Origin of the sequence: Larkinella sp. C7 (assembly GCF_006149005.1) — a bacterium.
In the GTDB taxonomy this organism is placed as follows: Bacteria; Bacteroidota; Bacteroidia; order Cytophagales; family Spirosomataceae; genus Larkinella.
Genome location: NZ_VBSL01000015.1, coordinates 68,939 through 81,506, shown reverse-complemented (window position 1 = coordinate 81,506; position 12,568 = coordinate 68,939). Strand labels below are relative to the sequence as shown.

9 protein-coding genes are annotated in these 12,568 nt (G+C 53.6%); 3 read left to right on the top strand and 6 right to left on the bottom strand.

Annotated features, from left to right (window positions below):
- Positions 1 to 241: 241 nt before the first annotated feature.
- The 6 genes from FH871_RS26210 to FH871_RS26185 form a co-directional block, all read right to left on the bottom strand.
- Complete coding sequence (locus FH871_RS26210; RefSeq protein ID WP_114406921.1) at positions 242 to 436, bottom strand: cold-shock protein; 195 nt, start codon at positions 434 to 436, stop codon at positions 242 to 244.
- Between the two features lie 173 nt (positions 437 to 609).
- The gene (gene preA / locus FH871_RS26205) at positions 610 to 1,878 is read right to left on the bottom strand and encodes an NAD-dependent dihydropyrimidine dehydrogenase subunit PreA (protein WP_138994381.1); all 1,269 of its coding nucleotides are present in this window, start codon (positions 1,876 to 1,878) and stop codon (positions 610 to 612) included.
- Positions 1,879 to 1,942: 64 nt separating this feature from the next.
- Positions 1,943 to 3,280 (bottom strand): NAD(P)-dependent oxidoreductase, encoded by a 1,338-nt coding sequence (locus FH871_RS26200; protein WP_138994380.1) that lies wholly within the window; start codon positions 3,278 to 3,280, stop codon positions 1,943 to 1,945.
- 109 nt (positions 3,281 to 3,389) lie between these two features.
- Positions 3,390 to 4,256 carry a nitrilase-related carbon-nitrogen hydrolase gene (locus FH871_RS26195; RefSeq protein ID WP_171062956.1) on the bottom strand — a complete coding sequence of 289 codons (867 nt, stop codon included), beginning with the start codon at positions 4,254 to 4,256 and terminating at the stop codon, positions 3,390 to 3,392.
- A gap of 11 nt (positions 4,257 to 4,267) precedes the next feature.
- On the bottom strand, positions 4,268 to 5,650 hold the full coding sequence (gene hydA / locus FH871_RS26190) for a dihydropyrimidinase (protein WP_138994379.1): 1,383 nt from the start codon (positions 5,648 to 5,650) through the stop codon (positions 4,268 to 4,270).
- The gene (locus FH871_RS26185; RefSeq protein WP_138994378.1) at positions 5,634 to 7,142 is read right to left on the bottom strand and encodes an NCS1 family nucleobase:cation symporter-1; all 1,509 of its coding nucleotides are present in this window, start codon (positions 7,140 to 7,142) and stop codon (positions 5,634 to 5,636) included. The genes hydA and FH871_RS26185 overlap by 17 nt, the downstream gene beginning before the upstream one ends.
- Before the next feature lie 280 nt (positions 7,143 to 7,422).
- On the opposite strand from FH871_RS26185, the gene FH871_RS26180 reads away from it, so the two are divergent.
- From FH871_RS26180 to FH871_RS26170, 3 genes are all read left to right on the top strand, one after another.
- Positions 7,423 to 7,962, top strand: coding sequence for a sigma-70 family RNA polymerase sigma factor (locus FH871_RS26180; RefSeq protein ID WP_171062955.1), 540 nt, complete (start codon positions 7,423 to 7,425; stop codon positions 7,960 to 7,962).
- Between the two features lie 103 nt (positions 7,963 to 8,065).
- Entirely contained in the window at positions 8,066 to 9,076 is a 1,011-nt protein-coding gene (locus FH871_RS26175; protein WP_138994376.1) for a FecR family protein, read from the top strand.
- 48 nt (positions 9,077 to 9,124) lie between these two features.
- Complete coding sequence (locus FH871_RS26170) at positions 9,125 to 12,553, top strand: SusC/RagA family TonB-linked outer membrane protein (protein ID WP_229317588.1); 3,429 nt, start codon at positions 9,125 to 9,127, stop codon at positions 12,551 to 12,553.
- Positions 12,554 to 12,568 lie beyond the last annotated feature (15 nt).

Below are 12,568 nucleotides of genomic sequence, written 5' to 3'. Positions count from 1 at the left end.
GATCTATGAATCGTATTGTCGCCCCGCACATTTGATCCGAAAGGGAAAAGAGTGGACATGCCAATTCGACCAACGCAAAAACTACGCTGATAAGGTCTAAAAACCGCTAAATGATTTTGGTGGGAGTGGACACAAGAGAATATGAAAGCAATGAATGCTTGCGTGCCACTTTGCTGGAAAGAAGGAGAGAAAGCCGGTTAGCCTTTAAAAATATAATCCCTGAAAGCTAACCGGCCGTTGGTTACCGGGCCCGCTTAACGTTCGTTGCATTCAACCCTTTCGGGCCGCGCTCTACTTCGTAAGTGACTTTGTCTTGCTCCCGCAGTTGGTCCTGGCAGGCAGACACGTGAACGAAAATGTCTCCACTTGAGTCATCAGGTACAATAAACCCGAATCCTTTGTTCTCATTAAAAAACTTAACTGTACCCGTTGGCATGATTTTCAAGAATAAAAATTGAGTTGTAAAGTAACGGTTTCTTCCCGGTAGTTTTCACTCTGAAGGTAAAAAAATATGCAAAGTGTGAAAAAAAAGTGTCCAGGGCGGTTCTAAGGGGTTTATTGCGACAGCTATTGGATTATTTTTTGGCAAAATATTTTCCTTTTTAGTCCTCAATGATCGTTCAGCGGGAGGCCGCGCCGTTGAAATTCTTTCCAGTTGACGTATTCCTCTCCCTTCCGCTGCTCTACCATCGTGATGCAATCGTCGACGGGGCAAACCAGTTTGCACAGGTTGCAGCCAACGCATTCCTCCTCAATGACGGAATACGTGTTATACGGTTTTCCATACGCCAGCTTGATCGACTGGTGGGACGTGTCCTCGCAGGCGATGTAACACAGCCCGCAGTGGATGCACTTATCGGGGTTGATTTTAGCGACGATGTGGTAGTTGATGTCGAGATCTTCCCAGTGTGTAATGGTGGGCACGGATTTGCCAATAAAGTCATTCAAAGTTTTGAAGCCTTTTTCGTCCATCCAGTTGCTAAGCCCTTCGCACAGGTCTTCGATAATCCGAAAACCGTGTTTCATCACCGCCGTGCAGACCTGCACCGTGGTAGCACCCAGCAACAGAAACTCGGCAGCATCTTTCCAGGTGCTGATGCCGCCAATGCCCGAAACCGGCACCCGCGACGTAATGGGGTCCTGGCTGATGGTGGTGAGCATCTTCAACGCAATCGGTTTGATCGCCGGACCGCAATAGCCGCCAAAAACGGATTGCCCCGCAACGTACGGATTGGGCACCAGCGTGTCGAGATCGACGCCGGTGATCGATTGAATCGTGTTGATCAGCGAAAGCCCGTTCGTGCCGCCCTCCACCGACGCCCGGCCCGATGGCACCACCGAATGGACATTCGGTGTCAGTTTGGTAATCACCGGAATTGTGGCTTTTTCCATCACCCATTCCACCACCATCCGGGCAATTTCGGGGTCCTGACCAACAGCCGCGCCCATGCCGCGTTCGTTCATGCCGTGCGGACAGCCAAAATTGAGCTCCAGGCCATGCGCACCCGTATCTTCTACCTGCCCAATCAACTCGTGCCATTTTTCCCGGCTGTTGTCGGCCATGAGTGAAACCACCATCGCGCGGTCGGGAAACAGGCGCACGCACTCCGCAATTTCGCGGAGGTTGATGGCCAGCGGCCGGTCCGAAATCAGTTCGATGTTGTTGAAACCCATCATCCGGCTGCCGTTGTAATCGACGGAAGAATAGCGTGACGACACGTTTTTGATCTGGCTTCCCAATGTTTTCCACACCACGCCACCCCAGCCGGCTTCAAACGCCCGCAGTACGTTGTATTTTTTGTCTGTCGGTGGAGCGCTCGCCAGCCAGTACGGATTGGGCGATTTGATGCCGAGGAAATTTGCCGATAAATCCGCCATAGTTGGTTTATAGTTTGTCGTTTACGGTTTTCATTTTTAGCCATTTACCCATGAAAACCGTAAACTATTTTAAAAATTTCAGAATCGCTTTGGCCCCGTCTTTTCCGGCCTGAACCGCGTCGACGACTTCTTTGCCGCCATTTACGCAGTCACCACCCGCAAAAACGCCCCGAAGGTTGGTGGCACACGCGTCATTGATGCTGATTTTGCCTTTCCGGTTCTCCAGATGATTCTCGCTGACCAGGGCTTCAAACGGCATTTGTCCGGCAGCTTTGATCACCATATCGACGTCCAGCGTCATCGTTTCACCGGTTTCTACGGGCGACCAGCGGCCGCTGGCGTCGGGTTCACCCAGTTGCATCAGACTGCAAATCAGTTGCGTAACCTGCCCGTTTTCGCCGATGATTTCCTGCGGAGCGGCCAGCCACATGATCCGACAGCCATCCAGTTTGGCAATATTCAGTTCGGTTTCCGTGCAGGGCATTTCGGCCTGCGTTCGGCGGTAGACGATGGTTACTTCGCTGGCTCCCAGTCGTTTGGCTTGCGTTGCGGCATCGATGGCCGTCATGCCCAGTCCAATTACGGCGACTTTATCACCCACCGGTATGGCTGGATAACCCTTGGTTCGGATGTCGTAAATAAACCGGATCGCATCTTCGACGCCGTTGAGATTTTCGCCGGGAATGTCCAGTTGCCGGGCGAGTCCGACGCCGACGCCCAGATAAACGGCATCGTAGGTTTGCTGCAAGTCGGCCAGCGAGACGGTTTTGCCCAGTTCTTGATTGTAGTTAATCGCAATTCCGCCCAGGGACGTGATGAAATTGACCTCATCCTCGCAGAACTGGGGGGTTACTTTATAAGCCGCAATGCCATACGTCATCAGTCCCCCGCCTTTGCTTTCTTTTTCGAAAACCGTCACGTCGATGCCTTCGCGACTCAGTACGTGGGCGCAACTCAAACCCGCCGGGCCTGCACCGACCACGGCGACCCGCTTGGTTGTAGACGGTTTTCGCTGAAACAGCGGCCACTTTTCCGCAATGGCTTTTTCGGTGGAAAACCGCTGGAGTTTGGCAATCGGAATCGGTGGTTCGTCCATTAGGTTATAGACACACGATCCCTCACATAACTTCTCCACCGGGCAGACTTTCGAGCAGCCGCCACCCAGAATGTTGGCGCTGAGAATGGTATAAGCCGATCCCTTGGGATTATCGGTCGTAATCTGCCGGATAAATTTCGGAATATCGATACTTGTCGGACAGCTTTTAATGCAGGGCGCATCGTAACAAAACAGGCAGCGGTTGGCTTCTACCAAAGCCGCATCGCGTGTTTCGAACGGTGGATGAATGTCACTGAAATTCTCCCCGTACTGTTCTGCCGTTAAGCGATTATTGACAAGAGCCATAATTAAGAGTTATGAGTTAAGAATTAAGAGTTGAAAATTAAAGAGGCAACGCAACCGCCAGCGGCCGATGCTGTATCGTCTTAATTCTTAACTCATAACTCTTAACTAATTAGGGTTCAACCAATTTGGTGTATGTTTCGGGTCGTCGGTCGCGGAAGAACTGCCAGACGCTGCGGACTTCTTCAATCAGATCGAGGTCAAAATCAGCAATCAGCAGTTCGTCCCGGTCTTCCGAAGCCGTCGCGAAGATTTGCCCGCGCGGATCGACGAAATACGATGAGCCGTAAAATCGGCCGAGGTTCCAGGGTTTTTCTTCGCCCACCCGGTTGATGCAGCCCATGAAATAGCCGTTGGCGGCTGCGTGGGCGGGTTGTTCGAGCTTCCAGAGATATTGCGACAAACCGGCCACCGTTGCCGAAGGATTATATACAATTTCTGCGCCATTTAATCCCAGGCATCGGGCACCGTCGGGGAAGTGACGGTCGTAGCAGATGTAAACGCCCACTTTTGCGTAGCGGGTCTGGAAAACCGGATAGCCCAGATTACCGGGTTTGAAGAAGAATTTCTCCCAAAAACCGGAGGTATGCGGAATGTGGTTCTTGCGGTATTTGCCCAGATATGTTCCATCGGCGTCGATCACAGCCGCCGTGTTGTACAAGACACCGGCTTGCTCTTTCTCGAAAATGGGAACGATCATCACCATGCTGTATTTTTTGGCGTACTCCGCCATGTGGTCGATGGTCGGCCCCGGAATGGTTTCCGCCGATTTATACCATTCCCGGTCCTGTCCCGGACAGAAATAGGGCGTGTTGAAGATTTCCTGAAGGCACAGAATCTGGACCCCCTTCTGCCCGGCTTCGTCGATCAGCGGCAGGTGCTTGCGCACCATCGCTTCTTTAATTTCCGCAATCGTGCCTTCGCCTTCCGTCAGCGGCAGACTCATCTGGATCAATCCCGATCGGATCATTCGTGGCATAGTGGTGTGGGTTAAATCGTTCCGCTGACTTTATTTCGTTTGATGAATTTTCCGTATCCTTTTTCAACGAGACAGTTTCCATTGTCGATGGCAACTGTCCCGCGCAGCAGGACGGTTTTTACTTTCCCGTTTATTTCCCTGCCTTCATACGCCGAATAATCGACATTCATGTGGTGCGTTTTTGCCGAAATCACATGCTTTTCAGCAGGGTCGAAAAGGACCAGATCGGCGTCACTTCCAACGGCAATCGTGCCTTTTTTCGGAAAAAGTCCGAAAATTTTGGCCGGATTGGTGCAGGCCACTTCAACGTATTTATTCAGCGTAATTTTTCCGGTATGAACTCCCTCGCTGTAGAGCAATTCCATCCGGTTTTCGATGGCGGGATGGCCGTTGGGGATTTTTGAAAAGTCGTCTTTGCCCATCAGTTTCTGTTCCCACATAAACGGGCAATGATCCGTCGCCACGACCTGCACCAGCCCCTGATTGATACCGGCCCAGAGCGTCGTCTGGTCTTTTTTCTCCCGCAGGGGCGGACTCATCACCCACTTGGCGCCCTCAAAATCATTTTCGTAGAGTGATGCGTCCAGAATCAGGTACTGAATACAGGTTTCCACGAACACTTTCTGGTTCCGGCGGGTGGCATTCCGAACGGCGTTCAGCGCGCCCTCGCAGGTCAGGTGAACGATGTAGGCGGGGCAACCGGTGTAGTCGGCCATGTCGGCGAAGCGGCCGCTGGCTTCGGCTTCGGTCATTTCCGGCTGCGAAAGGTAATGATACAACGGAGCCAGCTTGCCTTCTGCCCGATGTTTGGCCACGAGGTAGTCGATGACGTCGCCGTTGGTCGCGTGAACGGTTACCATCCCGCCCTGCTTTTTCACTTCCTGCATTAGGGCCACCATCTGCCGGTCGTCGATCATCAACGCACCTTTGTACGCCATGAAGGTTTTGAAAGAAGTAATGCCTTCCTGTTCAATCATTTCCCGGATTTCGGCGCGGGTGTTTTCGTTGAAATCGGTGACAGCCATGTGGAAACTGTAGTCGCCCACGGCGGTTCCTTCGGCCCTCGAATTCCAGTCGGCCAGGGCGTCTTTCAGGGAATGCCCCTGTTTTTGGAGGACAAAATCGATGACGGTCGTGGTGCCGCCGTGGAGTGCCGCCCGGGTTCCGGTTTCGTGGGTGTCGCTCGAAAACGTGCCCATGAACGGCATGTCCAGGTGGACGTGCGGGTCGATGCCGCCGGGAAAAACCAGCAGGCCGGTGGCATCGATGGTTTCGTCGGCGTGAAGCGACAAGTCCTTTCCGATGGCGCGAATGGTTTCACCTTCCACTAGAATATCAGCGACATATGCGTCGGTCGCCGTGATAATCCGTCCGTTTTTAATCAAAAGCGACATGCGGGAGGTCGTTAGAAGGAAGAGGTTGGTACGAACGCATCATGACCAGATAAACCAGGCCGCTGACCAGAAAACCGACAAACCAGGCGTAATTGTAGAGGTGCGAAATCCAGGCCGGAACGCTGTCGGCCGGAATCAGTTGGATCGTGGTCAGAAAACCGGGTACGTTGGGCAGAATTCCCAGCAGTAAAGCCACCAGAGCCGCCGGATTAAAACCGTTTTTAAAGCGGTAAATACCGGTAGCGCTGTACAATTCGGAAGTGATTAATTGCTGTTTTCGAACGAAGAAATAATCCGCAATCATGATGCCGCCAACCGGTCCAAGCAGACTCGAATAACCGACCAGCCAGGTAAAGATATAGCCGCTTGGATCGGCAATAAGTTTCCACGGAAATATCAGAATCCCGATGACGCCGGTGATATAACCACCCATTCGGAAGGTGATTTTGGCGGGGGCCAGGTTCGCAAAATCGTTGGCGGGACTCACCATGTTGGCGGCAATGTTGGTGGCCAGGGTCGAAATCGCCACCGCAATCATGGCCATACTGACGATGAGTTTGTTCTCGAATTTTCCGGCCAGCACGAGCGGGTCCCAGATCGTGGTGCCGTAAATAATCGTCGTGGCCGACGTGACCACTACGCCGATGAACGAGAACAGCGTCATGGACGGCGGCAGTCCGATAATCTGGCCCTTGATCTGCGCCTGCTGGCTTTTGGCGTAGCGGGTAAAATCGGGAATATTCAGCGACAGCGTGGCCCAGAATCCGACCATACCGGTTAAAGCCGGGAAGAAAAAGGCGAAGAAATCGGCAGTACTGGCAAATTTGGACGGCTGTTCCAGGATGGGTCCCAACCCGTTTCCGGCCGAAATCGCCCAGAACAGCAATGCCAAAGCAGCCACGGGAAGAAAGAACGCTTTGAAGACGAGCAGCTTTTTGATGCTTTCGACGCCGAGGTAAATAACGTACATATTGAGCAGCCAGAACAGAAAGAAGCAGATCGCGGGGCCGGTTTGCAGCCCGAAGGAGACCGGGAAAACCGGGGGCAGCGTTTCCAGGGTGGGTATCCAGAGCCGGAACATCTGGTAGAGCGCAAAACCGCCGATCCAGGTTTGAATGCCAAACCAGCCGCAGGCCACGATGGCCCGGAGCAGGGCGGGGATGTTGGCCCCGCTGGTGCCGAAACTGGCGCGGGCCAGCACCGGGAACGGAATGCCGTATTTGGCGCCCGCGTGTCCGTTTAATACCATTGGAACCAGCACGATGGTATTGCCCAGGAAAATGGTCAGAATGGCCTGCCACCAGTTCATACCGCCTTCGATGAGCGAACTGGCGAGCATATACGTTGGAATGCATAAGCTCATGCTGATCCACAGTGCCGCGTAATTCCAGGTCGTCCAGGTGCGTTTGTCCACCGGAATGGGGGCCAGGTCTTCGCTGTAGAGTGTGGAAGCAGGACGTGGATGTTGAATTTCGCCGGTACGACTTTGCATAAACAAGCAGCAGGTTTGGAATAGACAGTTTCCCGTTGAATCGGAATGGGTAAGGTAGAAATAAAGCCCCGGATTATCAACTACCGTATACTCACCTGATTTAGGGACGATGCTTTTCCTTTTCGTCTGATTATACCGGGTTTTCTTCGTAAAGAGATAGGCTTATTACTGAAAAAAATTATATTTTGGCATCAAATTTACTAGCACGCCAAGCGGTAAGAAAGACTCAACGATGCAAAGGGGCGATCAGAATGAAGAGGATATCGGGCTATTTCAGCGTATGAAACAGGACGATGCGCGGGCGTTCGAAGCGATTTATAACCGCTACTTTCTGAAACTATCCAACACGGCTTTCAAACGCCTTCAGGATCGGGAAACGACGGAAGAGATTGTGCAGGAACTGTTCGTGAATCTCTGGCTGAAGCGCCACCGGCTCCCGGATCTGAAAATCCCCGAAAGCTACCTGCAAACGTTGCTCCGCCATGCCGTGATCGACTGGTTTCGGGCGCAGGCCCGGCAGAATGGTTTTGCGGCCGAGATGCTGGCCCAGCCGGATCGCCAAACCGTCAATGCTACCGAACAGCACATTCTTTACGCCGATTTGCAGCAGGCTTACGAATCGACCGTCGGGCGGCTTCCGGAAAAATGCCGGCAGGTATATGCTCTTCATCAGCAGGGGCGGTCGGTGGCCGACATTGCCGACGAGCTTCAGATTGCGCCCAAAACCGTGGAAAGCCATCTGCTCAAGGCCCAGCACACGCTACGGGAGTTGCTGAAAGACTATTCCGCCGTGGCGGTGGCGCTAATGATCTCGTTTTAAAAATTGCAAAAAAATTAAAAACCGACTAAGGTTTTCCCCCCACTTGTTCGTCTTAAGGGAAATGGATTGGATTTTACCGTCTTAATCTAGTATCCTGGATAGAATGGACAACCGCTACCCGTCTCCCGAATTACTGGAAAAATACCTCGCCGGCCGTTGTTCGCCCGACGAAGCCCGGCAGGTCGAGCAATGGTATGACTCATTTGAAAACCAGCCGGATCTGGCGCAGCAGCACCCGCAAACGCAGCAGCCTGACTACGCCCGCAAGATTCTGCAACAAATCCGTCGGCGAATTGAAGAAGCCGACCCGAAACCGGTGCGTAGGCTGCTTTGGGGTCGAAACGGTTTCTGGGCGCTTAGTGGCGTTGCCGCTGCGCTGCTTCTGTTAACCGTTGGAATCTGGCAGTTTCAACGTTCCGAAACCGGCGAAAAACCTGCATCTGACGAATCGCAAAGGCTGGAAATGGCGTTGCTGGAAAATACCGGCAGAACCATTCAGCGTCACCAGCTAGCCGATGGGAGCGTGGTTTGGCTGAGCCCGGCCACCCGATTGCGGTATCCAAAGCCGTTTGCGCCGTCGTTGCGGGCCGTTCAGTTGGAGGGCGAAGCTTTTTTTGAGGTTCGCCGGGACACTACCCGCCCGTTTGTCATTCAGTCGGGGAAGCTCAAAACGGAGGTGCTGGGCACGACTTTCAACGTTCGGGCGTATCGCAACAGCCCCCGGTTCGAGGTGTCGGTCGTGACGGGAAAAGTGGCCGTGAGTGTCGCCAACCAGAAGGCGGTTTTGCTGACGGCGCGTCAGCAGGCGGTTTTTAATCCCAAAGCCGAGTCGCTTGCCAAAACCGGTTTGCCCCGCTCGGCCAAGCCGAAACTGTGGGAGCCCACCACGATTGCTTTCGAATGGGCGTCACTCCAGCAGGTGGCCGATGCACTTGAGGAATCGTTCGGCGTCCGGATTCATTTCCGCAACCCGGCGCTTCAGCACTGCAAACTCCGGGCTGACTTTTCGAACATGCGCCTGCCCGTCATCCTGAATGTACTCTGCAAAACAACCGATGCAACCTATACGCTCGATGGCCAGACGATTGAGCTCGATGGCGCGGGCTGTCCTTAATGTGCTTTTCTGATAACCTAATTCCAAACCTGTTTCACTAGTAAAACTATGAAGAATCTTTTTTACGTCCCGCCAGGCGGCAGGGCATGGCCGTTTCGGTCGATGTTCTTCCACCTGCTTTTGGTGGTTTTCGTGTCATCGGCCACCTTCGCCGGTCATCGGTCCGGCCAGGACGAACTCAGCCGGAAAGTGGCCCTGAAAGTCGAAAATGCACCTTTGCGCGAGGTCCTGATGCAGATTGAGCGGAAAGCCAACATCAAATTTGTGTACAGCAGCCGCATCATCCAGGAGCAGCGGGTGAGCTTTCAAACCCACAACGACCGGCTGGCCGAGGTGCTGGATAAATTGCTCATGCCCCTCGGAATTGCCTACGAACTGGTTGATAACCAGATTGTATTGTCTAAAAAAGAAACGCCTGGAGCCGAACCCGCAGCCACCTCGAATGAAGAAACAACGGAGGTCAGTCAACCACAAGCGGTGGTTTTTTCGGTACGCGGGGTGGTGAAAGAAGCCAGCGGAACACCCTTGCCGGGGGTCAACGTCGTTGAAAAAGGCACGACCCGCGGAACGAATACCGACGCCAACGGGGCTTTTCAGCTCGATGTGACGGACGGAAACGCCACGCTGGTTTTCAGTTCCATCGGGTACAGCAAAAAAGAAGTGCCGGTTGGCAACCAGAGCACGATGGAAGTGAGTCTGGTATCGGACGACCGGAGTCTGGAAGAAGTGGTGGTCATTGGGTATGGAACGGTCAAAAAAAGTGACCTGACCGGTTCTGTAGGGGCTATCAAGGGCGAAAAACTGCTCGACCGCCAGGCCACGAACATCGGGCAGGCCTTGCAGGGCCGGATTCCGGGCGTCGATGTGGCCGTGATGTCGTCGGCCCCCGGTTATCAACCACGCGTTCGGATTCGGGGGGTCGGTTCGATCAATTCGAGTCTGGAACCGCTGTATGTGGTCGACGGAATTATCGGCGTAACCAACGCCAACCTGATCAATCCCAACGACATCGAGTCGCTGGAAGTCTTGAAAGATGCGTCGGCAACGGCCATTTACGGCGCGCGGGGTGCCAACGGGGTCATTATCATTACGACCAAACGGGGCAAATCCGGGGCGACGCAGGTTTCGTATGATACCTGGGGATCGTACATCACACCCGCTAAATACATCGGCGTGCTGTCGTCGGACGAATTCATGTCCGTTTACAACAAAGCGTATGATAACGCCCAGAAGTATGATCCTGAAGGGTTTGCCAGCGGGAAATACGTGCGAAATGATCCGAAAAACTTCCCGAATCTGTTCGACAGCAACGGCAAACCTCTGTATAACACGGATTGGGAGCGGGAAATCTACAAACCGACCTGGGCGCAAAACCACGAATTGGGCGTTCGGGGTGGGAGCGAAAAAACGTCGTATAGCCTGGCATTGGGCTACACCGATCAGGGCGGTTTGATGCTGAACTCCTGGTTCAAACGGTATTCGGCCAAGTTTACGCTGGACACTGACGTGAAGAAGTGGTTGAAACTGGGCGGAAGCATGTTCCTGAACCGGACCAACCAGCGCGAAGTCGACGATGCCTCGGGTGGGTTGAACGTGCCGCGGATGGTGATGGAAGCCGTCCCCATTTTGCCGATCCAGTATCCTGATGGAAGTTGGGGGCGCAACAAAGACTGGCCGGGTATGGAAGGGGGCGAAAACCCGGTACGGATTGCGAATCAACGCATGCGGATCAACCCCAAAAACCAGATGCTGGGGCAAATTTATTCGTTGCTGACCTTTACGCCCGACCTGACGCTGCGTACCAATTTCGGGTATGAACTGAAGTTTGAGAAAAACAACTTCTATTCGGGCCGTGACCTGAACGCGTTGTCGGCCGATCAGAAAGGAACCGCCGACATCTGGAGCAATCAGGAGTACTACTGGCAGTTTGAAAACTACCTGAACTACAACAAGACCATCGGAAACGACCATACCATTTCGGCCTTGGCGGGGTTATCGTGGCAGAAACGCTCCTGGGAACGGTATTTTGCCGCAGCCCAGAATTTCATCGACGATTTCTGGGGGTACCACAACCTTGGCGTCGGAACCAGCTTGCAAAAACCGTCTTCCGAAGATCAGGAGTGGTCGCTGAACTCCTACTTCGCGCGTTTGAATTACAATTTCAAAGACCGCTACCTGTTTACGGTCACCGGCCGTTACGACGGAGCGTCGAAGTTTGGGGCCAACAACAAATATGCGTTTTTCCCCTCGGCGGCCATTGCCTGGAACGTGAGTCAGGAGGAGTTTCTGAAGCCGGTTTCGTGGCTATCGAACCTGAAACTACGCGCCAGCTACGGAAAAACCGGTAACCAGGAAATCGGGCAATACCGGTCGCAACAGTTCCTCGGCACGGGCGATGTGTTGCTGGGTGGTGTGCGGCAAACTGGCATCTGGCGCAGTTCGTTCGGAAACCCGGATCTGCGCTGGGAATATACCAACCAACTGGACATCGGGGCCGACATCGGGTTGTTCAACAACCGCGTCGATCTGACGGTGGATTACTACCACAAAATCACGAAAGACCTGCTGCTGGATGCCCCGATTCCGTGGTCGACGGGTCTGAGTGTGATTACGCAAAACATCGGTTCGGTGGAAAACAAAGGGCTGGAAATCGGGATCAACACCCGCAATGTGGCTACGAGCAATTTCTCCTGGACGACGAACCTCGCGTTTTCGACCAACAAAAACAAAATCCTGAAACTGGGGGCCAACAACGACGACATTTTTCCGGGACCGTGGTTCCTCGGCCAAACCAACATCCTGCGGGTCGGGCAACCGATCGGGTCGTTCTGGGGGCGCAAACGGCTGGGAACCTTCAGCACCTCGGAAGCCGATCTGGCGGCCAAATACAACCGCCTGCCGGGCGATATCAAATGGGCGGATCTGAACAATGACGGAAAAATCGACGGTTCGGACGAAACCATCATCGGTCGGGCCTATCCCAAATGGAACCTGAACGTGGGCAATACGTTCCAGTTCGGCAAGTTTGACCTGTCGTTCGACATCCGATTTGTGATGGGTGTCAACACCGTGAATGCCACAAAGCACTCGGTGGAAGACCGGCAGGCCATCGCCAGCAGTTCGCGGACGGTTCTGGGGGCCTGGACGCCGGAAAACCAGAACAGCATGATTGCCGAAATCCGCCACTACAACGCCGGGTATGACACCGCCATGGACGACTGGTGGATGGAAGACGGCTCGTTCATTCGGGGGCAGAATCTGGTGCTGGGGTATTCGCTGCCCACCAAAATCGGCAAGGTCAATTTCCAGCGTTTGCGGGTGTATGCCAGTGCGCAGAACTTCTTCCTGGTCTCCGACTATTCGGGCTACGATCCGGAAGCCCTGACGGCATTTGGCGGGCCATTGATTCAGAATATCGAGTTCTTCCAGTATCCCCGACCGCGTACGTTCAGCGTCGGTCTGAATGTCCAGTTTTAATCCCCGAACCTGAAA